This window comes from Pseudomonas sp. BTN1, assembly GCF_001907715.1.
GTDB classification, from domain to species: Bacteria; Pseudomonadota; Gammaproteobacteria; order Pseudomonadales; family Pseudomonadaceae; genus Aquipseudomonas; species Aquipseudomonas paracarnis.
In genome coordinates this window covers 105258-128889 of record NZ_MPBM01000045.1, presented here as the reverse complement: position 1 = coordinate 128889, position 23632 = coordinate 105258, and the positions used below count along the sequence as shown (strand labels likewise).

Genomic DNA, 23632 nt, shown 5'->3' with positions numbered 1-23632 from the left:
TTACAATTGCGCCATGCGGCAATGCGAAGCCTTACTGTTTAGCCGACGCAGGTGTATCGTATCAGCCCTTTGCGGGCCCTTGGCCTGCGGCAGATACGCGAGGTTGTTGTGTCCCGATCCTTTTCCCGTCGACAAATCCTGGGTGGTCTTGCTGGCCTGGCCGTAGTAGGCGTCGGTGCCGGTGGTGGCTACCGCTACTGGCTGGGGAAAGTCGCTGAGTCCGAGGCGGGGCACGATTACGAGCTGATCGCCGCGCCCCTGGACGTAGAGTTGGTGCCGGGGCACAAAACCCCAGCCTGGGCGTTCGGCCCTTCGGCGCCAGGCACCGAGTTGCGGGTGCGCCAAGGCGAGTGGCTGCGGGTGCGCTTTATCAACCATCTTCCAGTCGCCACTACCATCCACTGGCACGGCATCCGCCTGCCGCTGGAAATGGACGGCGTGCCCTACGTCTCGCAATTGCCGGTGCTGCCTGGCGAATACTTCGACTATAAATTCCGCGTACCCGATGCCGGCAGCTACTGGTATCACCCTCACGTGAGCAGCAGCGAAGAACTCGGCCGTGGCCTGGTCGGCCCGTTGATCGTGGAAGAGCGCGAACCCACCGGTTTCAAGTACGAACGCACCTTGAGCCTGAAGAACTGGCACATCGACGAAGAGGGCGCGTTTGTCGAGTTCAGCATCCCCCGTGAAGCGGCGCGTGGCGGCACGGCCGGGCGCCTGTCGACCATCAATGGGGTGCCCCAGGCGGTCATCGACCTGCCGGCTGGGCAAATCACCCGCGTGCGCCTGCTCAACCTCGATAACACTGTGACCTATCGCCTCAATATTCCCGGGGTCGAAGCGCAGATCTACGCGTTGGACGGCAACCCCATCGAGCCGCGCCCGTTGGGCAAGGAATATTGGCTGGGCCCGGGCATGCGTATTTGCCTGGCGATCAAGGCGCCACCGGCGGGCGAAGAACTGTCGCTGCGCAACGGCCCGGTGCGCCTTGGCACCTTCCGCTCTGTCGCCAATACCGACGCGCCTACCGCATGGCCACCGGCATTGCCGGCCAACCCGGTTGCCGAGCCAGACCTGGCCAATGCCGAGAAACTCAACTTCAATTTCGAATGGGTCGGCTCAGTGTCGGTCAACGTCGAAAACGGCAAGCCGCCGAGCCTGTGGCAGATCAACGGCCAGGCCTGGGACATCACCGACAAGACCTGTGCCGACCGCCCGATTGCCAAGCTGGAGAAGGGCAAGAGCTACATTTTCGAATTGAAGAACATGACCCAATACCAGCACCCGATCCACCTGCACGGCATGAGCTTCAAGGTGCTTGCGTCCAACCGCCACAAGGTGATCCCGTATTTCACCGACACCTATCTGCTGGGCAAGAACGAACGCGCCCGCGTGGCCTTGGTGGCGGATAACCCAGGGGTGTGGATGTTCCATTGCCATGTGATCGACCACATGGAAACCGGCCTGATGGCCGCCATCGAGGTGGCGTGATGCGCCAGATTCGTCCCGCCGCGATTATCGACCGCAGCCGCGACCAGGACTTTATGCGCGAAGCCCTGGCGCTCGCCGCCCAAGGTGCTGCATTGGGCGAAGTGCCGGTGGGTGCGGTGCTGGTGCAGGGCGGTGAAATCATCGGCCGCGGCTTCAACTGCCCCATCAGTGGCAACGACCCCAGCGCCCATGCCGAAATGGTCGCGATCCGCGCTGCTGCACAAGCGATCAGTAACTATCGGCTGGTGGGCAGCACGCTGTACGTGACGCTGGAACCGTGCAGCATGTGTGCCGGGCTGATCGTGCATTCGCGGGTGGCGCGGGTGGTGTATGGCGCGTTGGAGCCGAAGGCGGGCATCGTGCAAAGCCAGGGGCAGTTTTTTACCCAGGGTTTTCTTAACCATCGGGTGTTGTTTGAGGGCGGGGTATTGGCCGAGGAGTGTGGGGCTGTCCTGAGCGAGTTCTTCAAGGCTCGCCGGGCCAAGCCACCTTCTAACTGACACTGAAAAAACCCATGTGGGAGCGGGCTTGCTCGCGAATGCGGTGTGTCAGTCACATTATCTTTGACTGACACACCGCATTCGCGAGCAAGCCCGCTCCCACAGTTTGATCTCCATTTATTCAAGAAGATCGGCGGGTTATTTGCGCGCGATGATCACCGCCCGCATCGGTGCCGGCAGCCCTTCAATGGTCTTGCTGTGATCCTCAGGGTCCAGGAAATCACTCAGCGACTGATACTTCATCCACTGCGTTCCACGCTGCTCCTCAACCGTGGTCACGCTCACATCCACGCACCGCACATCACTGAACCCGGCCCGGCGCAGCCACAGCATCAACGCCGGCACCGACGGCAAGAACCACACGTTGCGCATCTGGGCGTAACGGTCTTCTGGCACCAGCACTTGTTGTTGGTCGCCTTCCACCACCAATGTTTCCAACACCAACTCGCCGCCCTTGACCAGGGTGTCCTTCAACGCCAGTAGATGCTCGATGGGCGAGCGGCGGTGGTAGAACACGCCCATGGAAAATACCGTGTCAAAGCCTTCCAGGTTCGCCGGCAAGTCTTCGAACGGGAACGGCAGGTGCCAGGCCTTGGGCTCGGACAAGTAGCGCTGCACTGCCTGGAACTGGCAGAAGAACAGCCAGTTGGGGTCCACGCCAATCACGCTGTCGGCCCCGGCGCCGAGCATGCGCCACATGTAGTAGCCGTTGCCGCAGCCCACGTCGAGGATGCGCTTGCCTTTGAGGTTCAGGTGCGGCGCCACCCGCGACCACTTCCAGTCCGAACGCCACTCGGTGTCCACATGCACGCCGAACAGATGGAACGGGCCTTTGCGCCAGGGGCTCAGGCCCATCAGCGCCGTGTGCATCTGTTCGCGGGTGGCGTCGTCGCAATCGGTGTCCAGCACCAGGCCGTTGAGCAAATCTACGCTGTTGGGCTGGATCTTCGGCAGTGCATCCAAGGCGCTCTGCCAGCGCTCCAGGTCGCCATGGCCTTTTTCCATCTTGCTATCGAGCTGCGCTTGCAGGCCCTGGGCCCACACGGCCAGGGGAGTGCCGACCAGATGGCGGGCGAGGGGGGACAAATCAATCATGGCAAGGCAATCAACGAGGCAAAGTTAAGACACTGGAACCACGGCACGACTTTCGAGAACCCGGCCGCCAGCAGGCGTTCGCGGTGTTCTTCGAGGCTGTCGGGCTTCATGACGTTTTCGATGGCGCTGCGCTTCTGGGCGATTTCCAGTTCGCTGTAGCCGTTGGCGCGTTTGAAGGCGATATGCAGGTCGGTCAGCAGCGCGTGCTCTTCAACATCGTTAAAGCGCAGCTTTTCCGAGAGGATCAACGCCCCGCCCGGCAGCAGCGCCTGGCGAATGCGCCCCAGCAACGCCAGACGCTCCTGGGGGGCGATAAATTGCAGGGTGAAGTTCAGGGCCACCACCGAGGCGGGCTTGAATTGCAGGGCGAGGATGTCGCCCTCGATCACCTCCACCGGCAGCAACTCCTGGAACATCGAGTCCTGGCCATTGAGGTATTCGCGGCAGCGCTCGACCATCGCGGCGGAGTTATCCACGGCGATCACCCGGCAACCCTCGGTGCGTACATGGCGACGCAGGGCTTGGGTCACGGCGCCCAGGGAAGAGCCCAGGTCATACAGCACGCTACCCGGTTGGGCAAATTGCGCGGCCAGCACGCCGAGGTTTTCGACGATGGTGGGGTAGCCCGGCACCGAGCGCTTGATCATGTCCGGGAACACCCGCACCACATCCTCGTTAAAGGCGAAGTCCGGCACCTGGGGCAGGGGCTGGGCGAATAGGCGATCGGGTTCTTTGCTCACGGCTGTTCCGGCGACGATGGGGGAAAGGCCGGCATTTTAGCCAAGTTGCTCCTCGGATGCGCGGGTTGTCTGATGGAAAGCCGAGGCGGTGATGCCCCACTGCCCGAGCCAGTAGGTGGTGATCAGCAAATACGGCGCTGCCTCGAACGCCAGCACAAACCGGTTGATGCCGATCAGCGCGTCGGAAACCACAAACGACACCGCACCCACCGCCGCCAGCCACGCTGAACGTTTGGGCACCTCGCTGCCCAGTCGCGCCAAAGCACGCCAGAGCATGGCGCTGATCACCAGCGCGTAAACCACCACCGGTATCAGCAGTTCACCGAGGCCGTGGGAGATCAGGATGCTCAGCAAGATTGCGCCTACGCCGAGGGCCAGCACCAGCGGCAGCAGCGCCAAGCGCCGACAGTCACTGAAATAAGCTTTGAGATAAGCCAAATGCGCGAACAGAAACGCGCCCAGGCCAAAGATAAACAGGTCGCCTGGCCAGGCAAGTAACACGTCGCCCACCACGGAAAAAATCAACCCCAGGCTGATCCAGCGTCGATACTCGGTGGGCGGCGCGTCATGCAGCCAACCCAGCAGCGCCAGCACCGGCAGCGGCTTGACCAGCAGGCACAGCAGCGTTGCATGGGTCGCCAGGCCGTAGACAAAGGTGCCGGCGCCCATCAAGGCAAGGATCAGCCAGGGCATATCAGTTCACCGTAATGGCGCAGTCAAAGGTTTCGACAGGTTCGGCCTCCGGCTCCCAAGGTTGCTGGGATGTCAGGCGCAAACGCCCTTGCCCTGGGGCAAACGCCTGGAAGCGCCAGGTGGACTGGCCGCCCCCGCCGATCACGCCGGACTCGGTGCTGCTGTAGACCTCAGGGCTCAAGGCGCGCAACACGCCGCCCGCGGAGTCCTGGATGGCCCAGCGGTAACCGGTGGTGGGGTTGCTGGGCAGGGTGAGGATCAGGTTTTGCCCGTTTTTAAGCTGGAGCGGGCAGGCGCTCTGGTTGTCCACGCTGACGTTTTGCTTGGGGGCACTGGCGCATGCGGCCAGCAGGGCAAGGCTCAAGGGGAGAAACAGGCGGGCAGCGGTCATGAAGGCTCCGTTAATACACGACGAAGGGGGAGCATAACCGAAGATGAGACAAGGTGTGACAAGGTGGGTTTTTGCGTTGATCTGGCTGGCCTCTTCGCGAGCAAGCCCGCTCCCACATTTGGAATGCGATCAAATGTGGGAGCGGGCTTGCTCGCGAAAGGGCCAGCTCAGGCACTACATAACCGTCAGAAGAGCACCTTCGCCACATCCGCAAACCGCTTGGCAAAGTGCACCGTCATCCCTTCCTTCAAATAGTCCGGCAGCTCTTCAAAGCTGCCACGGTTGGGCTCCGGCAAGATCAACTCGTGAATCTTCTGGCGCCGCGCCGCGATCACCTTCTCGCGCACCCCGCCAATCGGCAGTACATGCCCGGTCAAGGTCAGTTCGCCGGTCATCGCCACGCCTTTTTTCGGCGGTTGGTTGCGGGCCAGGGACAGCAACGCACTGGCCATGGTCACGCCGGCACTCGGGCCGTCTTTCGGCGTGGCGCCTTCCGGCACGTGCAAGTGCACGAAGGCCTCGTCGAAGAATTTCGCATCGCCGCCAAACGACTTCAGGTTGGAACTGATGTAGCTGTAGGCGATTTCGGCGGACTCTTTCATCACTTCACCCAACTGCCCGGTGAGCTTGAAGCCGCGATTGAGCGTGTGGATGCGCGTCGCTTCGATCGGCAAGGTGGCGCCGCCCATGCTGGTCCAGGCCAGGCCGGTAATCACGCCGGTGCCGGACAGCACTTGCTCATTACGGAATACCGGCATGCCCAGGGAGCTTTCCAGGTCCTTGTTGCCGATCTTGATCACCGACTCCGGTTCATCCAGCAGCTTGACCACCGCCTTGCGCACCAGCTTGCCCAGTTGCTTCTCCAGTTGGCGCACGCCGGCTTCCCGAGCATAACCATCGATCAATGCGCGCAGGGCGCCGTCGGTGATGGTCAGGCTGTTTTTGGCCACGCCGGCTTTTTCCAACTGCTTGGGCCACAGGTGGCGCTTGGCGATGGCGACTTTTTCTTCGGTGATATAGCCCGACAGGCGAATTACTTCCATGCGGTCCAGCAACGGGCCCGGGATCGAGTCCAGGGTGTTGGCGGTGCACACAAACAGCACTTTGGACAGGTCCAGGCGCAGGTCCAGGTAATGGTCGAGGAATTCGACGTTCTGTTCCGGGTCCAGGGTTTCCAGCAACGCCGACGCCGGGTCGCCCTGGAAGCTCTGGCCCATCTTGTCGATTTCGTCGAGCATGATCACCGGGTTCATCACTTCCACGTCTTTCAACGCCTGCACCAGCTTGCCGGGCAGGGCGCCGATGTAGGTGCGCCGGTGGCCCTTGATCTCGGCCTCGTCGCGCATGCCGCCAACACTGAAGCGATAGAACGGCCGCCCCAGGGATTCGGCGATGGACTTGCCCACACTCGTCTTGCCCACGCCGGGCGGGCCCACCAGCAACACGATGGAACCGGCGACTTCGCCTTTGTAGGCGCCCACGGCGAGGAATTCGAGGATGCGGCTCTTGATGTCATCCAGGCCCGCATGGTGCTTGTCGAGCACTTTGCGCGCGTGCTTGAGGTCGAGTTTGTCTTCACCGTACACGCCCCACGGCACCGAGGTGGCCCAGTCCAGGTAGTTGCGCGTGACGGCGTATTCCGGCGAACCGGTTTCCAGGATCGACAGTTTGTTCAGTTCTTCATCAATGCGTTTTTTCGCTTGCGCCGGCAGCACTTTGCCTTGCAGGCGCTGTTCGAACTGTTCGACGTCGGCGCTGCGATCGTCCTTGGTCAGGCCCAGCTCCTGCTGGATGACCTTGAGTTGTTCCTTGAGGAAGAACTCACGCTGGTGCTCGCCGATCTTGCGGTTTACCTCGGCGGAGAGCTCTTTTTGCAGACGCGCGACTTCTACCTCTTTGCGCAGCATCGGCAGCACTTTTTCCATGCGTTTGAGCATGGGCACGCAGTCCAGCACTTCCTGCAGTTCATTACCTGTCGCCGAGGTGAGGGCGGCGGCAAAGTCGGTGAGCGGCGACGGGTCGTTGGGGCTGAAGCGGTTGAGGTAGTTCTTCAACTCTTCGCTGTACAGCGGGTTGAGGGGCAGCAGTTCCTTGATCGCATTGATCAGCGCCATGCCGTAGGCCTTGACCTCATCGGTCGGCTCGCTGGGCTGGTGCGGGTATTCGACTTCCACCAGGTACGGTGGGCGGTGGTGCTTGAGCCAGGTCTTGATGCGCACGCGGGTCAGGCCCTGGGCGACGAACTGCAGCTTGCCGTTCTCGCGGCTGGCGTGGTGCACCTTCACCAGGGTGCCGTACAGCGGCAGGGCGGAGGTGTCGAAGTGGCGTGGGTCTTCGGGCGGCGTGTCCATGAAAAACAGCGCAAGGGAGTGGTGGTCGGATTTGCTCACCAACTCCAGGGTTTCGGCCCAGGGCTCTTCATTGACGATCACCGGCAACACTTGGGCCGGGAAAAACGGCCGGTTGTGGATCGGGATGATGTAAACCTTGTCCGGCAGGTTTTGCCCAGGCAGCGCCAGGCCGGTGTTGGACGAGGAGGTTTCGGCGTTTTCGGGGTCGGCGTAATCGTTGAGGTCGTAATCTGGAAATTCTTGCTGGTCGCTCATGGGGCACCTGCATCAGTAAGTATGCAGGTTAGATGGGGCGGGGTTGCGGTGGTTTCAATGGGGCGGCGTCGTTAGCAACAATTTGCATGAAATAACGGGAGAGGTGGGGTCAACGTACTTTACCCCTCCGCTTCTCGAATTGATCGTCAATAATATGACAGTCAGGCCCAGCTTTTATTGGGTTTACTTATCCTCAGTCCCAGCTAACCTGCCTAAATAAAATAATCCATTAAAAAGGATGTTTTTTTGACGCCGGTTAGCAGTCGGCAGGGACGCGTATGACACAAGGAAAGCAGGGCCAAGAGCGACGAGCACGGCCCGAGGGCGCGGCCATGCATTGGCGCCACACGTTTCAGACCCGCATAGCCGGGGTGCTGGCGCTGTTGTTACTGGTGGTCGTGGCCGCCACCTATTTTGCCGTGAACGCTGCCACCACTCGGGCGGTGGAGAACCAGGCCGACGTACAGCTGAACACGGGGCGGCAGGTGTTCGAGCGCCTGCTGGACCTGCGCGGGCGGCGCTTGCAGTACGGGTTGGACTGGCTCACCGCCGATGGGCCGTTCAAGCAGGCGGTGGCCGGCGGCCGGACGCTGCCGATCCTGGAGGCCCTGGGCACCCATGGCACCGGGGTCAGTTCCAGCGAAGTGATGGTGCTGGGCCTGGATGACAGGGTCATGGTCAGCACCCTGCTGATGCAGACGCGCGGCCAGCTGTTCCCGTATGCCGATGCCTTGCGCAAGGCGCGGCGCAGCGGCCAGCAAATGTTGATCGTCGCCATGGCCGGGCGCCCCTATTTGCTGGTGCAAAAAGATGTGCTCGGGCCTGTGCCGATCGCACGCGTGGTCATGGGCTTTCCCATGGACACGCAATTCGCCCATGAACTGCGCTCCATGAGCAACCTGGAGGTGTCGTTCCTCAGTGTGCAGGACGGCCATCTCGGTCAGCTGTTCACCACCCACCCTGGCAATTGGCGCCCAAGCATCATCAGCCTCTTGCATGGCACGCAGGTCGATCCTGAGGCGAAGATCCAGCTGTTCCACGGCCAGCGTGTGCTCAGCCAAGTGTTGCCCTTGGCCAACAGCGGCGAAGGCGATGAAGTGCGCGTGTTGCTGCAAAGCCCGCTGGACCATGCGCTGGAATCCTTCGCGCCGCTGGACCGGCAGTTCATGGGGATTGCCCTGGCGGTGCTGCTGGTCTCGCTGGCGGTGGCATTATTCCTGGCGCGGCGAGTGTCACGCCCGCTCAATGCGCTGGTGCAAGCCGCTGAACGGATCGGGGCTGGTGACTACCGTACCCCGGTGCGGGTGCGTAGCCACGACGAGTTCGGCCTGCTGGCGCGTGCGTTCAATGCCATGCAAAGCGGCATCGCCCTGCGCGAGCGGCAACTGGCCCACAATGCCTTGCATGACCCGCTCACCGGCCTGCCCAACCGCGCCCTGGCCATGGAGCGCCTGGGCAGCGCGATCAGCGCACGGCGGCCGGTGGTGTTGCTGTACGTGGGGATTGAAAACTACCGGGTCATCAACGAAGGGTTTGGCCCCGAAGGTGTCGAGCACATGTTGTGCGAGGCCAGCCGCTGCTTGTCCAGCAGCCTGTTGGCCAGCGACACCGCCGCACGCATCGCCGGCAGTGAGTTTTTGTTGCTGCTGGAAAACACCGAGATCGACTCTGCCGTGGCCCGCGCCGACCAGTTGCATGGGGCGTTGACCGAACCCCTGCGCATCGGCAATGACGAAGTGCGCCATGAAGTGAGCATCGGCATCGCCGCATACCCTGCTGATGGGCAACAGGTGGAAGAATTGATCAACCGCGCGGCTATCGCCCGGCACGACGCGGCCAACCTGCCGGGGCATTTGCAGATCTACCAACCGGACCGCGACCTCGCCCACCAACGCCAGATCACCCTGATTCGCGACTTGCGCCGCGCCGTGATCGAAGGCGAGTTGTACCTGTGCTACCAGCCCAAGCTCGATCTGCGGCACGGCCATGTGAGCCAGGCTGAAGCCTTGCTGCGTTGGCAACACCCGACGCTGGGGCAAGTGTCCCCCGGGGAGTTCATTCCCCTGGCCGAACGCACCGGTAGCATGAGCGCGCTAACGCTGTGGGTGATCGAGGAAGCCATCCGCCAGATTGCCGAATGGGCGCAGCGTGGGCTGGTTATCCAACTGTCGGTGAATATCTCCGTGAACGACTTGGCGGATGATGACTTGGCGATTCGCGTCACTGCGCTATTGGCCCAATACCACGTGGACGCCGAGCATTTGATTTTTGAAATCACCGAGAGCGCCATCATGCACAACCCGCAGCAGGCCCTCAGCGTGCTGGAGCAGCTGCGCAATTGCGGAATCAGCCTGTCGGTGGATGATTTCGGCACCGGCTACTCGTCCCTCGCCCAATTGCAGCGCCTACCGGTGCAAGAGCTGAAGATCGACCAGTCCTTTGTGCGCAACCTCGACAGCACCAGCGGCGACGGCGTGATCGTGCGTTCCACCATCGAGATGAGTCATAGCCTGGGGCTCAAGGTGGTGGCCGAGGGCGTGGAGTTCGAGCACAGCCTCACCTTGCTCAAACGCTGGAACTGCGACACGGCCCAGGGCTACCTGATCAGCCGGCCGCTCAACGCCATGGCGTTCGAGCGGTGGTTGCGGCGTGAGCGGGTGCCTACTTAGACCAGTGTTTGCAACCGCGCCCACAACCTTTGAACATGCTGGCGTTCGGTGCCCAGCGCGCCGATGGACACCCTCACCATCCAGCGCTCATCGAGGAGGGCGGGGGTGACGTAGGCATCGCCTGACTGGTTGAGTTTTTCTGCCCAGGCTCGGGTGTGATGGTCCAGTGCCTGGCCTTGCAAACCCGGCGGCTCATGGCGAATGCACAAGGTTTGCAAGGCGGGCGTGGCCACCAGCGTCCAGTGTTCGCTGGCTTCGATCTGCTCTGCCAGCCAGCGCGCATTGGCCAGGTCTCGCCGCAACCGCGCTTGCAGGCCGCTGACGCCTTGCTCGCGTATCAGGAACCACAACTTCAAAGCGCGGAAACGGCTGCCCAGAGAGATCCGCCAGTCACGGTAGTTTCGCACTTGGCCGTCTGCGCTGGACTGCAGGTAACTCGGGTTGGTGGTCATGATGCGAATCAAATGCTCGGGGTCGCGCACGAAATACACCGAGCAATCGAAGGCCGCGCCCAGCCATTTGTGCGGGTTGAGCACTAGGGAGTCAGCCTTTTCGATGCCATGCCACAAGGCCCGGCATTCTGGCAGGATCATCGCGGCGCCAGCCATGGCCGAGTCTACATGCAGCCACAGGCCGTGGCGTAGGGTCAGGTCGCCAATGGCCGCCAGAGGGTCGATCGCCATGGCGGCCGTGGTGCCGGTGGTGGCAATCACCACGCAGGGCGTGTTGCCGGCGGTCAGGTCCTGTTCGATGGCGTGCGCCAGTGCCAGGGGCGACATTGCATTGTGTGCATCGGTGGCGATGGTGCGGATATGGTTCTGGCCGAATCCGGCCAGGATCGCCGCCTTGTTGACCGAGCTGTGGGCATGGGCTGAGGTGTAGACGATCAGGGGCGCGCCGCTGTTTTGCAGGCCGTTGTGCATCAGCGCGTAATCGGAGCTGCGTTCCCGGGCGCTGATAAGCGCCACCAGCGTGGACGTGGACGCAGAGTCCTGGATCACACCGCTCCACGTGCTGCCCAGGCCGAGCATGTCGCGCAGCCAATCGGTGGTGACTTCTTCGATTTCGGTGAGGGCCGGGCTGGATTGCCAGGACAACCCAATCACACCCAGGCCGGTGCTCAGGCAATCGCCCAGCACTGAGGACAGTTCCACATTGGAAGGGAAGAACCCGAAGAAACTGGGATGCTGCCAATGCAGCAAGCCGGGCATGATCAGTTTTTCGACATCGCCCATGATCTGTTCGAACGGTTCGGCGGTTTCAGGCGGGCTGACCGGCAGGGCGGCTTTGATCTCGCCAGGTTGGGTGGTGGGCTGCACGCCGCGTTGTTCGATGTTCTGTCGGTAGTCTGCAATCAGGTCGATCATGGCATAGCCATGTTGGCGGAATTCTTCGGGGGTCATAGATAAACGTCCATGTGCACGAGCAATAAAAGTATTAGCACCAGAAGTAAAACGGTTCGCCGGCGTTATAGCCAATAAACGACTGCATGCTGACGCGTTTTCCCGAATCGAACCCACAGATGGCGTGGGGGCGGCGGGTATTGATGAGCACCAGTTCGTTCTGGCGTGGGCGGATGCGCAGCGGTTTTTGTAAACACTGTTCGGGCAGTTGGGCCCCCTCGAAGCGCTTGACCTCCTCATAGCCAAAGGCTTGGGTATCCCAGATGACCAACTCGCCCCCCGAAGGCGGTGTTTGCAGGTAGATATTGGCGCTGAATTGATGCTGCAGTTCAGCGACTGTGCGGGGCAGGCAATCCACATGGGGCACCGTTTCCGAGAGGTGCGCCGTCTCCGGGAACATGACGCGGATGATCCCGCAAAACATTGGGCGGCCCTGGAACGCAGCGGCTGTTGCACCTTGCGGCCAGAGCGCCTGGAACTGTTCCATCAGCTGTTGAATGGGCGGCGTTTGCGGCGCACAGAGGCTGTCGATAAGGCCGCGCATACGGGCCGCGTCTGCATAATATTTTTCTTGGGCGTCACCGCCGGCGGCCTTGCCGTACGTGGAGTTGAACGGCGTGCCCCAGCGATGCACACCGTAGAAGTGCTGAACGACGCGCCCCTCTTCGTAGGTTTCATGGCCGTAGTGTTCCAGGGTGGCGGTATCGTCGATGGCCTGAATCAACCGTGCGCTGGTGGTTGCGTTGGCAAATTCAGGTACCCGAATGGCAAGCACTTCGCCACTGATGAGTTTTTTCAAACTGGCAGTATTGAGGTGTTCAAGCTCCAGGATTTTTGTGGGGGTGGAAAGCATCGGTTTTGTAGCGACATGGTCCGTCATGCAGTGAAGCTCCCTTTAAAGTTTTATCCGTACGCCTTTTGTATTACGCAGGGCGTGCGCACTAAATTAGTTTTAAAGGGCTGAGGGGAAACGCTGGGGCATTTTCGGCAGGCAAAAAAAAGCGGCTGCCCATTCGGGCCGCCGCTTTTTTGTACCGCCAGCGTTGCTTAATCCGGCAGTTTGAACGCCATTACATAGTCACCCTGCTTGGTCCCCAGGGAGCCGTGACCGCCCGCCATGACCAGCACGTATTGCTTGCCGTCCTTGCCGGTGTAGGTCATCGGGGTGGTTTGCGCGCCTGCAGGCAGGCGGCCTTCCCACAGTTGCTTGCCGTTTTTCACGTCATAGGCACGCAGGTACTGGTCCAGGGTGCCGCTGAGGAACGCGACGCCACCGGCGGTGGTGAACGTACCGCCCAGGCTAGGCACGCCCATGGTCAGTGGGATTGGAACCGGCGAGCTATCACGCACGGTGCCGTTCTTGTGCATCCAGATGGTCTGGTGGGTGGTCAGGTCGACCGCCGCCACGTAGCCCCAGGCCGGTGCCTGACACGGCAGGCCCATCGGCGACAGCAGCGCTTCAAGGATCACACCATACGGAGCGCCTTTGTTCGGCTGCACGCCTTCGGTTTCGCTGACGCGTGGGCCTTGCTTGGCAATGTCGGCAGCCGGGATCAGCTTCGATTTGAACGCCATGTAGCTTGGGTTCACGAAGGCGATCTGGCGCACCGGGTCAACTGAGATGCCGCCCCAGTCGAACACGCCGAAGTTGCCTGGGTACACGATCGAACCTTGCAGGGACGGCGGTGTGAACGGGCCGTCGTAGCGCATGGATTTGAAGTCGATCCGGCACAGCATCTGGTCGAACGGGGTCACGCCCCACATGTCGCGTTCTTTCAACGGCGGCGGCATGAAGTTCAGGTCGGACTTGGGTTGGGTAGGGGAGGTGCGGTCGCCCGCCACTGCGCCTTGTGGCACCGGGATTTCATTGACGGGCACCACTGGCTGGCCAGTGGCGCGGTCCAGCACGTAGATGCTGCCTTGCTTGGTCGACGCCATCACTGCCTGCTTCACGCCCGCAGCGGTCTTGATGTCGATCAGCGAAGGCTGGCCGCCCACGTCCATGTCCCACAGGTCGTGGTGGGTGAACTGGAAGGTCCACTTCACGTGGCCGGTGTCGATGTCCAGGGCGGTCAGGCCAGCGGCGTACTTCTCGGACTCATCGGTACGGTCGCCGCCGTACTGGTCGGGCATCTGGTTGCCCATCGGCAGGTAGAGCATGCCGAGTTTTTCATCCACGGCGAACATGGACCACATGTTCGGCGAGTTGCGGGTGTAGGTCTTGCCCTCGGCCAACGGGGTGGTGTCGTCCGGGTTGCCGCTGTCCCAGTTCCACACCAGCTTGCCGGTGTGCACGTCGAACGCGCGGATCACGCCGCTTGGCTCGTCGATGGAAACGTTGTCGGTCACGTGACCGCCGATCACGACCAGGTTCTTGGTCACGGCCGGTGGCGACGTGGAGTAGTAACCGCCTGGGGCGAAGCTACCGATGTTGGCACGCAGGTCGACCTGACCTTTGTCACCGAAGTCTTCGCACATCTTGCCGGTGTCGGCGTTCAGGGCGATCAGACGGGTATCGGCGGTCGGCACGAAGATGCGTTTCGGGCAGGCATTCGGAGCGGCGGCCGGGCTGGCAGTGCCCGTCGGGCTCTGCTCGGAAGCGTAGGCGGCGTCATCGTGGTACGACACGCCACGGCAGGTCATGTGCGCCCAACCTTTGAAGCTCTCAGCACCCTGGGTGGTGATCTTCGGGTCGAAACGCCAGATTTCCTTGCCGGTATCCGGGTCCAGGGCAATCACTTGGCTGTGCGGTGTGCACACGTAGAGCATGCCATTGACTTTCAGCGGGGTATTTTCCGCGGTGGTTTCACCGGGATCGCCTGGGCCAGGGATGTCGCCCGTGCGATAAGTCCACGCCGGCACCAGCTTATGGGCGTTCTCCGGGGTGATCTGTGCCAGTGGCGAGTAACGGTCACCGAAGGCCGAGCGGCCATAGGAGTTCCAGTCGCCATCGGCCTGGGTTGGCGCAGCGCTGGCCATACCCGGCACCGCGTCGCGGTCCAGTTGGCCGGTCTTGACCATTTCACCTGGGTTGGTGAATTGGCTGGCCAGGGCGGTCGCGCCCGCCAGCACCACGGCAACGCTCAGCGCGCCGGTACCCAGCGGGGCCGCTTGGCCACGCAGCAACGGACGACGAAACCACGGCAACAGCATGACGATGCCCAAGGCGAACAGCAGGGCCAGGCGCGGCACCAACTGCCACCAGTCCAGGCCGACTTCCCACAAGGCCCACACGGTGCTGGCGAACAACACCAGTGCGTACAAGCCCAGCGCGGCGCGGCGGGTGGCCAGCAGCAACACGCCGGTCAGGGTGATGCCGATACCGGCGAGCAGGTAGTACAGCGACCCGCCGAGCATGCTCAGCTTGACGCCGCCAGCCAGCAAGGCCAGCCCCATGATCAGCAGCAAGACGCCTAGCAGCCTGGGCAACAGGCGGCTTGGGCTTGAGGCACCATCAGTGCTCATAGTGTGTTTCTCCGTTACGTTGGAATTATGTAACCCCGTGCTTCACTCACTGTAGATGACGATTCGGCTCGGGCTTGGTTCATCGTTATTTTTGGTTTTTTCTGTGGGTAACCGGGTTATCCACAGGCAGGCAATAAACTCCCGAGCGCAGGTCGGATTAAGACAGCGCTGTCTTTGAGCAAAAAGAGATTCGGCAAAAGGAGTCGACCGGGAGCTGAAGCGTTTCAGATTGTTGCGAAGGATAATGCGGCGGGGCGTTTTGAGAAAGGGTGAATCGCAAGATGCATCATTTCAGTTTTGGTAACAGTGACAGATAGTCGCCCCAATACCGATCAGTCAAGCGAACGCAATGCTCAACGCAACGACGTTCAAATGTGGGAGCTGGCTTGCCTGCGAAGACGTCGGCCCAGCAAACATTGATGTTGACTGACCCAACGCTTTCGCGAGCAAGCCCGCTCCCACAGGGGATTTTCGGTGATGATTAGAAGGTAGTGCGAACGCCGAACTGCACGCTTCTACCTGGCGCCGGCGCGATATCGCGCAGGATCGAGCTGGCATAGCGCACGGTCTGGTTGGTCAGGTTTTCTCCGTTGACGAAGGCCAGCCACTGGCTGCCGCCCACATTGAAGCGATACCCCGCGCTGGCGCCGAGGGTGGTGTAGCCGTCGGTGCCGCTTTCGTTATCCGGCACGCGCCCTTGGCCTGCGGCATGTTCCACATCGATACGTGCCTGCCAGCGATCCAGTTCCCACAGCAAGCCGCTGTTCAAACGCAGGGGCGCAATGCGCGGCAAGGCTTCGCCGGTGTCCAGGTTGGTGGCGCGGGTGTAATCGCCCGACAGTTCCAGCGCGAACTTGCCGTAGGCGCCTTCGCCGAGCTTCCAGTGATCCTGGGCTTCGAAGCCGGCGAAGCGTGCTCGTACGCCAGAATATTCGTACTCGGGAATACCGCCCGCGTCCTCTTCACCTTCGTCGTTTAGCGTACGGCCAGTGCCGAGCAAACCGATGTAATTGGAGAAGCGGCTATAGAACACGCCAAAGCTGCCCTTGTGGGTGCCGTTGTCAAAGCGCAGCGCCAGGTCGCTGGACACGGCTTTTTCTTTCTTCAGGTTGGCATCGCCCAACTCGTAGGTGCCGGTGGCGACGTGGGCGCCGTTGGCATACAGCTCGTAGAAGGTCGGTGCGCGTTCGGTGTAGCCCAGGGTGGCGGCCAGGGACCAGACCGGCGTAAGGGTGTAGACAGCGCCAGACGACAAGCTGCCGGCGGTGAAGTTATTGCTCTTGTCGGCATTGGCAAAACGCTCGTTGCCTTTGGCGTTCGGGTCGACGCTGGTGTGTTCCACGCGTGCGCCGAGGCTGAGTTTCAGGCGTTCAGTGGCTTGCATTTCTTCGAGGATAAACAGCGCGCCGGCGTTGGTGTCGCTCTGTGGCACGAAAGCTTCTTCGCCCAGGGCCGAGAATTCGTTGCGCGTCACTTGGGCGCCGACCACGCCATCGAACGGGCCAATCGGCTGGTGTCGGGCTTCAACGCGGGCTTCATAGCCTTTGTTCTTGAAGGTGGTGCCGGTTTCGCCGCCTTCGATTTCCCGGTGTTCGTAGTCGGTGTAACCGGCGTCTATTTTCACCGAGGTAAACGGCCCTTGCAGGTTGCGGATCTCGGACGCAAAGGCGTAGTGGTCCTGTTTCATGCGGATGCGCACATCCTGCTCGGCGGGTGAGCCGTAGTTACTGTCGTAATTGCTGTAGGACAGCCCGGCATAACCATCGTCCCAAGTGTAGGAACCGCCCACCGCACCGCCGTCCTGGCGCCCATTGCTGTTACCCAGGCGCCCGTTTTTGCCGGGGCCGTTCTCGCTCTCCGGTGCATGCCGGCTGCGGGCATAGCCTGGGATTTTAAGGTCGTTGAATTCGCGCCCATTGGCATCCAGGTGCAGGGCGAAGGTACCGTTGCCGGCCTCCAACTTGCCCGCGCTGCTGCGGGTGGTGTCGGCACCGCCGTAGCGCAACTCGCCAGCGCCATGGATGCCTTCGATGGCCTCGGTGGGGATGCGATTGTCGAAGGTGTTGACCACCCCACCGATGGCGCTGCCGCCGTACAGTAAGGCGGCCGGGCCCCGCACGATTTCAATGCGGTCAACGTTGATCGGGTCCAGCGGTACCGCGTGGTCGTAGGACAGCGACGAGGCATCCAGTGCCCCCACACCGTTGCGCAGGATACGAATGCGGTCGCCGTCCTGGCCGCGAATGATCGGGCGGCTGGCCCCCGGGCCAAAGTACGAAGACGATACGCCCGGCTGCTTGTTCAGGGTTTCACCGAGGCTGCCTTTTTGTTGCAGGGTCAGGTCATCGCCTTCCAGCACAGTAGTGGGCGAGGCCAGCTGTTCGCTGCCCAGCGGGTTGCCAGTGACCACTTGGGGTGGCAGTTCCAGGGCATGGGCCTGGGAGCCAATCAACAGGGCGGCGGCGAGGGGCGACAAGCGCCAGAGAGAAGGCAGCGACATCGGAGATTCCTGGACAAAATGACTGATAATTTAAGTTACAATATAACATCTCTTTTTTGGTGGGGGAGGGGAACTTTTCCTGGCGGGCTATATTCAATGCGATGCTTCCACCTGCACGCCCCGTCGGCTAAGGTGCGCGGCTGTGTTTCCTCTTTTTGCAAAAGGCCTGGCATGACCGCGACAAGCAACGACCCGCTCCACGGTGTGACCCTGCAACACGTGCTCACCACCCTGGTGGAGCATTACGAGTGGAGCGGCTTGGCCGAGCGCATTGATATCCGCTGCTTCAAGAGTGACCCGAGCATCAAGTCGAGCCTGACTTTCCTGCGCAAAACCCCGTGGGCGCGGGAAAAGGTCGAAGGTTTGTACGTCAAGCTGATGCGTACCAAGCGCCCAATGGATTAAAGGCATGAAGCGCTTTGTCGCAGCGGCAGCCTTGGCGGGTTGGGTGGGGTTGGCGATCCAGCAATACCTGATTCTCTATTCGCGCTGGACCAGTGGCGCGAGCTTGCTGGGCGGCCTGGTCAGTTTCTTCAGCTTCTTCACCGTGCTGACCAATACCCTGGTGGTCGTGGTGTTCAGCTACGCGCTGGTCAAGCGCGACTCTGCCGCCAAACGGTTTTTCCTCGCGCCCCGCATCAGTAGCGCGATTGCCGCGAGCATCGTGGTGGTGAGCCTGGCCTACAACCTGCTGCTGCGGCATCTGTGGAGCCCGCAAGGCTTTCAATTTATCGCCGATGAATTGTTGCACGACGTCATGCCGCTGTTGTTTGTGGTGTATTGGTGGCGGTGTGTGCCCAAGGGTACGTTGCGGCTCAAACACATTGCCGGCTGGGTGATCTACCCATTGGTGTACTTCGGTTATGTGCTGCTGCGGGGGCATATGCTCGGGCAGTATCAGTACCCGTTCATGGATGTGGACAGCCTCGGTTATCCACAGGTGTTTGTGAATGCCGCAGGGATTTTGGTAGGGTTTATAGTGATCGCTTTGGCGATGGTGGGGCTGGATAGGCGCCTGAAATCATCCTCGTCTTAAAGTGAGCACCGTCAATGTGGGAGCGGGCTTGCTCGCGAAGGCGATGGGGCAACCAGTACATCTGCTGCCTGATACTCCGTCTTCGCGAGCAAGCCCGCTCCCACAGTATGAGTTGAGTCAGCTCTGTTCTTCGTCGCTGCCCTCAGCACGCCAGTAACCCACGGCCTTGAGGTATTCCTCGTTGACCTTGTGCGTGTCCAGCAGTACCCGCCGTACCTGGCGCGACAGCTTGGTTTCGGTGGCGACGAAGCTGTACAACGCCCCGCTGGGCAGCGTCAGGTTGCGCACTACATCGAGCAGGTCATCGTGGCCGCGCAGAACCCAGATCACCTCGACTTCGGCTGCGCTGCCGAGCACCTGTTGTTCCGCCGCATCGGCGATTTCAATCACCGCCAGCACCTTGCGCCCGGCCGGTAATTCTTCCAGGCGTCGACCGATGGCGGGCAGGGCGGTTTCATCACCGATCAGCAGGTAGCTGTCGAAGATGTCCGGCACGATCATCGAACCCCTTGGCCCACCGATATAAAGATGCTGGCCGACCTGTACCTGCTCGGCCCAGGTGGAGGCAGGGCCATCGCCGTGCAGCACGAAGTCGATGTCCAGCTCGCCGATGTCCAGGTCGTAACGCCGTGGCGTGTAGTCGCGCATGGCGGGTTGCGGGCCGTCGCCCTTGATGGCGAACGTCGGGCTTTCCAGCGCCGCTTGTTCGGCGGCGTTCTGCGGGAACAGCAGTTTGATGTGATCGTCGCTGCCCAGGCTGATGAAACCTGCCAGTTCCGGCCCACCCAAGGTGATACGGCGCATACGCGGGGTGATATCCACCACCCGCAGTACTTGCAGGCGGCGGCGTTTGATGTCGTGGGTCACGCGATGGATGGCTTGTGTGTTCATTGATCTCTCCCGTCGGCAATAGCTTGGGCGGTGCCGTTGAGCAGCGCCGCGACACGAACGATTTCTTCCGGGCTCCAGTGCCCGTGGTGTGAGTGCAAGGCATGGCGCAGGTTGTGCACCGCCTCGTGGATCTCGGGTGGGCGGTCGTGCCCGCGCAGCGAGCGCTTGCTGACATCGATACGCATGCGCACGCCGTCCAGGGCAACGGCTTGCTCGCTTAAGAAGAGACGACCGGCGTCGGTGATTGTGTAGCGCTTTTTTCCGCCATCGGCGTCGCCGCTGATCAACTCGCTCTCTTCAAGAAAGGTCAGGGTGGGGTAGATCACGCCGGGGCTGGGGCTGTAGGCGCCGTCGAACAAGCCTTCGATGCGGCGGATCAGGTCGTAGCCGTGGCAGGGCTGTTCAGCGATGAGGGCTAATAGCAGCAGCTTGAGGTCGCCTGGGGCGAACACCCGGGGGCCACGGCCACCCCGTTTTTCAAATTCGCCGCGATGATCATGCTTCATGTAGGGCTTCTCTGCTCAGGTTTAGATATAACGTAAGATATATCTTATGTCGTTGGTAGACTATGGCGACCAACGGTCGTGGCAGCGTGAGACGCAGCCGGAAATCGGAATATGTGAATAGACGAATAGCGTCTTTAGAGTTATAACTTTAATTAGAGTTGGCGCTCCAATTCGAGCTAAGTGTCGTGAGTTTTTAATCGAGTGTATGTATGGTGTAGTCCAGTTCTTACAGTAGTTTTCAGGTTATGCTTTTACTGCCGTGTAGCCTGTTTCTTACAGCGGATTTTAAAGTTTGGTCAAAGTGCCATGTTTTTCCCGCACGCCCTGATTACAAGGGCTACGAGCGTGTGAGAAGAAGACTGCATACCTGCTTTTAATTTTATTGAATGATTGTTTGGCGTTGTGTGGTTCAACTAACCAGCGGCGTAATTCGTTGTTGAGGTGGTACTTGGCAACGAACCAATCAATGTTAATAAATGCAGGTACTGATCATGTTCAAGAAGTTTGCTGTTGCTGTTCCCCTGGCTGTTTTGGCTTTGTCTTCCTCGGTAACAGCTATCGCTGCAGGTGAAGCCAGTCACACCGTCAACCTCAAGGCAAACATCCCGACCACCGTGTTCCACGCACAACCGCGTGACCCGAACTGGGGCCGTGACGAAACCATGAGCTACAACCTGGTCAGCGGCGAGTTGGCTCCGTTGAGCGCCATCTACGATCTCAAGAACACCAACGGTTCGGTACACGCTTACATCGAAGGTGGCCCGGCTGTGTTGTTCAACGGTGACGCGGCGCAGAACATCCCGCTCACCACCAGCCTCAATGGCGTCACGCTGACCGGCACCCCCCAGGAAGTGGTCAATGAAGCCGATTCCACCCCTGGCGTGGGTGCAGAAATGCGCATCGTCGCAGCCAAGCCATCTGCCACACAGCGCGGCTCTTACACCGCTGTGATGCCGGTGGTGTTCGACGCGGTATTGCCAACGCCTTGAAACCTGTAAATGCCCGCAACGCACGGGCATTACTTGCATGACTTGCAGGTCGGCTGATTTTCCCTCCTCGGTCTGCCGACCTGATTTTCATTTTTGGCCCTGGCATTCCGAGTATTCCGTTCATGTTTCCGATGACGCCTATCGCGGCAGCGCTTGCGCTGTTGATGTGTACGAGTGCCCTGGCAGCGCCCGCCACTTCTGGCGCTGCCACCCCCGGCAGCCTGATTTCTCAGGCCCAAGGCTTGCCCGCAGGGTTTGCCGACCATTTTTTTGATGTGCCGCTGGCGGTGCGTGTGGACCTGGACCAACAACTGCTCGGCGAAGCCTTGATCGTGTTGTCTCAAGACGACCGCGTGACCCTTCTGGAATTTACCGATACCGGTGACAGTAAAGTCCCGGCGGCCACCCGCGACACCTGGCAGGCCGTGCTGGAACAAGGCGTGGCGCTGGGCGCCTGCACCCAGTCCTGCCCGCAAAAAATGATCTCGGCGTACTACAACCTCGAAAGCTCGCAGTTGTCGATCCTGACGCAAAACGTCGAATTGGCAGACGACACCCCGCGTTTCTATGACCAACCGGAAGGCGGCAGCCTGGGGTTGATCATCAATAACCAGCTCAATCTCAATGGCAGCCAGCAAGACAGCCTGGGTGGACGCTATGGCCTGCAAGCCAGCTCCAGCGTGGGTAACTGGAGCCAGGTGTTCAACCTGCAGTTGGCCCGCCAGAGTGGCGATGAGGCGCAAATGCGCCATGCGATCCACGAGCTGTACACCCAGCGCGAACTGCAAGGGCAGTTTTTCCGCCTGGGCCATTTCACCCCCAATTCCGATGGCCTCACCCGTCAACTGCGCAGCTTCGGCGCCAGCCCCGATACGGCGCTGGGTGTGATGTATGGCAGTTCCGACACGTTGGCGATCAATGACGCCAAGCCCAGCGTGTATCCGATCTACGTCACCGCCAGTCGGCAGGCGGCGGTAGAGATTTATCGCAATGGCTTGTTGATCAACACCCAGTCGGTGACGGCCGGCCTGCAAACCCTGGACACCCGGCCACTGCCGGGCGGCATCTATGAGGTCGAAGTGCGCCTGGTGGAAGATGGTCTCACCACCAGCACCAGCCAGGAACTGGTGTACAAGCCCAGCAACTGGCGCAACGCCGACGACCCGTGGCGCTACAACCTGTTTGCCGGGCGCGAGACCAAGCTGTTCAGCAACTGGGATGAGCAGGCCTCCGGCGCGATCACCGCCGGTGCGTCACTCAACTACCTGGTGCATCCGCGCGTGATCCTCGGCCTGTCTGCTCGCCAGGTGCGCGAGCAACTGCAGTACGGCGGCTCGGTGGATTGGACCGTGGCCGGCAATACCAGCCTCTACGCCAACCTGTATCAAACCCAGGAACATGGCACTGGCATGGACCTGCAAGGGCTTTACAGTTTCGGTGCGACCAACCTGGTGTTCAGCCATAACCGCAGTTGGCTCGACACTCGCGACACTTACGAAACCCTGCCCGACGGTACACGCCTGCGGCGCAACACCTTCGTCGGCCAGGCGAGCAATTCTGCCCTGTCGGTCAACCACCGCCTCGACGCACAAAACACCTTGAACCTGCGGGTTTCCCACAGCCAAGGCAATGTGGAAGGGGCAGGCGTGGACTTGGGTTGGAGCCGCCACGACAAACTGTTCGGCAGTGATGCCAACTGGCGTTTCTCGGTATTCGACCGACCGGGCAGCAGCGGCACCAACGATCAACGCAACCGTGGCGTGGACGTGACCCTGAGCATGAACCTGGGCACAGACGGCCGGCAGATTTCCGGCAGCGTCGGCACCCGCACCGCCCGCGATGGTGGGCGTGACAACAACGCCTCGCTGACGATTCGCCAGGACCTCACCGACCACGTGCTGCAAAGCGTCTCGGCCACAGCCATAACCGACACCTACGGCGTCGGCTTGTCGAGTATGGCCAGCTTCAGTACCGATGCGGTCAGTGGTGACGGCTTTGTGCAGCGCAGCTCCTTCAACGGTGATTTCAGCGGTGGCTTGAACCTCAACAGCACGTTCGTCGCGGGCGCCGGCAAGATGTTGCTGAGCAGCCAGTACCAGGGCAATGGGGCAGGCATGATCATCGATGTGGAAACCGACCTCGACGAAATTGCCCTGCGCGCCGACGACCTGGGCGGCGGCAGTGCCGTGTTGCGGCCAGGGCGCAACTATGTGCCGGTCTCGGCCTACAAGAGCAGCAGCGTGAGCTTCGACTTCGAAGGCAATCACCCGCCGGCGGCCAATATCCAGCCCACCCGTTCCAGTTACCACTTGAACAAGGGCGGTGTGGACTACCGCAAGGTCACCGTGATGAAAACCGTCACCGTACTCGGTCGCCTGCTGGATGGGCGAGGCGCGCCGCTCAAGGGGCATCACGTGATCAACCACGCCAGCCGTGGCGTCAGCGAAGTGGACGGGTTTTTCTCCATGGAGATGAGTTCCAGTTCACCGACCCTGCAAGTGCGCTACCAGAACCAGTTGCTCTGCCAGTTCCGCCTCGACCCGAGGCATACGACCAATGAAAACGATGTGTTGATGATCGGTGATCTGCGTTGCACGCCGGACACACTGGCTGAAGCTAACCACAAGGCCGACACCGCCGGTTGACGGCGGCTTGGA

At 61.0% G+C, this 23632-nt stretch carries 18 protein-coding genes; 7 read left to right on the top strand and 11 right to left on the bottom strand.

The genetic code is table 11. From position 1 onward, the window contains the following. Positions 1-108 precede the first annotated feature (108 nt). Positions 109-1491, top strand: a complete 1383-nt coding sequence (locus BMH52_RS22590) for a multicopper oxidase family protein (protein ID WP_038452078.1) — start codon at positions 109-111, stop codon at positions 1489-1491. Next, positions 1491-1991 (top strand): tRNA adenosine(34) deaminase TadA, encoded by a 501-nt coding sequence (gene tadA, locus BMH52_RS22585; RefSeq protein WP_072434236.1) that lies wholly within the window; start codon positions 1491-1493, stop codon positions 1989-1991. The genes BMH52_RS22590 and tadA overlap by 1 nt, the downstream gene beginning before the upstream one ends. A 138-nt stretch (positions 1992-2129) precedes the next feature. On the opposite strand, the gene cmoB is transcribed toward tadA, so the two are convergent. From cmoB to lon, 5 genes are all read right to left on the bottom strand, one after another. Next, positions 2130-3086, bottom strand: coding sequence for a tRNA 5-methoxyuridine(34)/uridine 5-oxyacetic acid(34) synthase CmoB (gene cmoB, locus BMH52_RS22580; protein ID WP_020301206.1), 957 nt, complete (start codon positions 3084-3086; stop codon positions 2130-2132). Beyond that, the gene (gene cmoA, locus BMH52_RS22575) at positions 3083-3826 is read right to left on the bottom strand and encodes a carboxy-S-adenosyl-L-methionine synthase CmoA (protein WP_014717080.1); all 744 of its coding nucleotides are present in this window, start codon (positions 3824-3826) and stop codon (positions 3083-3085) included. Before cmoA ends, cmoB begins: the two co-directional genes overlap by 4 nt. Before the next feature lie 36 nt (positions 3827-3862). Then, the gene (locus BMH52_RS22570) at positions 3863-4519 is read right to left on the bottom strand and encodes a lysoplasmalogenase (RefSeq protein ID WP_014717081.1); all 657 of its coding nucleotides are present in this window, start codon (positions 4517-4519) and stop codon (positions 3863-3865) included. Between the two features lies 1 nt (position 4520). Then, positions 4521-4910 carry a protease inhibitor I42 family protein gene (locus BMH52_RS22565; protein ID WP_020301204.1) on the bottom strand — a complete coding sequence of 130 codons (390 nt, stop codon included), beginning with the start codon at positions 4908-4910 and terminating at the stop codon, positions 4521-4523. Positions 4911-5095: 185 nt separating this feature from the next. Continuing rightward, positions 5096-7516: an endopeptidase La gene (lon, locus tag BMH52_RS22560; protein ID WP_019817668.1), complete on the bottom strand. Its 2421-nt coding sequence runs from the start codon at positions 7514-7516 to the stop codon at positions 5096-5098. A gap of 332 nt (positions 7517-7848) precedes the next feature. On the opposite strand from lon, the gene BMH52_RS22555 reads away from it, so the two are divergent. Further along, entirely contained in the window at positions 7849-10185 is a 2337-nt protein-coding gene (locus tag BMH52_RS22555) for a bifunctional diguanylate cyclase/phosphodiesterase (protein WP_072434237.1), read from the top strand. On the opposite strand, the gene BMH52_RS22550 is transcribed toward BMH52_RS22555, so the two are convergent. The 4 genes from BMH52_RS22550 to BMH52_RS22535 all read right to left on the bottom strand — a co-directional run bounded on the left by BMH52_RS22550 (position 10182) and on the right by BMH52_RS22535 (position 17553). After that, positions 10182-11588, bottom strand: a complete 1407-nt coding sequence (locus BMH52_RS22550) for a pyridoxal-dependent decarboxylase (RefSeq protein WP_073845113.1) — start codon at positions 11586-11588, stop codon at positions 10182-10184. The two genes, BMH52_RS22555 and BMH52_RS22550, sit on opposite strands and share 4 nt — an antisense overlap. 34 nt (positions 11589-11622) lie before the next feature. After that, positions 11623-12468 carry a 2OG-Fe(II) oxygenase gene (locus BMH52_RS22545; RefSeq protein ID WP_038449041.1) on the bottom strand — a complete coding sequence of 282 codons (846 nt, stop codon included), beginning with the start codon at positions 12466-12468 and terminating at the stop codon, positions 11623-11625. 167 nt (positions 12469-12635) lie between these two features. Next, positions 12636-15053: a glucose/quinate/shikimate family membrane-bound PQQ-dependent dehydrogenase gene (locus BMH52_RS22540; RefSeq protein ID WP_014717088.1), complete on the bottom strand. Its 2418-nt coding sequence runs from the start codon at positions 15051-15053 to the stop codon at positions 12636-12638. A gap of 481 nt (positions 15054-15534) precedes the next feature. Continuing rightward, complete coding sequence (locus tag BMH52_RS22535) at positions 15535-17553, bottom strand: TonB-dependent receptor (protein ID WP_073845111.1); 2019 nt, start codon at positions 17551-17553, stop codon at positions 15535-15537. A gap of 171 nt (positions 17554-17724) precedes the next feature. Between BMH52_RS22535 and BMH52_RS22530 the strand changes: the two genes are divergently transcribed. Further along, positions 17725-17958 (top strand): VF530 family DNA-binding protein, encoded by a 234-nt coding sequence (locus BMH52_RS22530; protein WP_072434241.1) that lies wholly within the window; start codon positions 17725-17727, stop codon positions 17956-17958. Between the two features lie 4 nt (positions 17959-17962). Further along, positions 17963-18589 (top strand): Pr6Pr family membrane protein, encoded by a 627-nt coding sequence (locus BMH52_RS22525; RefSeq protein WP_073845109.1) that lies wholly within the window; start codon positions 17963-17965, stop codon positions 18587-18589. Positions 18590-18706: 117 nt separating this feature from the next. Here the strand turns inward: BMH52_RS22525 and BMH52_RS22520 are convergent, their stop codons facing one another. Beyond that, a complete protein-coding gene (locus BMH52_RS22520; RefSeq protein ID WP_073845107.1) occupies positions 18707-19480 on the bottom strand; it encodes a siderophore-interacting protein in 774 nt (257 codons plus the stop codon). Next, positions 19477-19986, bottom strand: a complete 510-nt coding sequence (locus BMH52_RS22515) for a PadR family transcriptional regulator (RefSeq protein WP_014717092.1) — start codon at positions 19984-19986, stop codon at positions 19477-19479. Before BMH52_RS22515 ends, BMH52_RS22520 begins: the two co-directional genes overlap by 4 nt. A gap of 491 nt (positions 19987-20477) precedes the next feature. Between BMH52_RS22515 and BMH52_RS22510 the strand changes: the two genes are divergently transcribed. Beyond that, positions 20478-20975, top strand: a complete 498-nt coding sequence (locus BMH52_RS22510; protein ID WP_177345103.1) for a CS1 type fimbrial major subunit — start codon at positions 20478-20480, stop codon at positions 20973-20975. 122 nt (positions 20976-21097) lie between these two features. Beyond that, a complete protein-coding gene (locus BMH52_RS22505; RefSeq protein WP_073845103.1) occupies positions 21098-23620 on the top strand; it encodes a CS1-pili formation C-terminal domain-containing protein in 2523 nt (840 codons plus the stop codon). Positions 23621-23632: the final 12 nt, after the last annotated feature.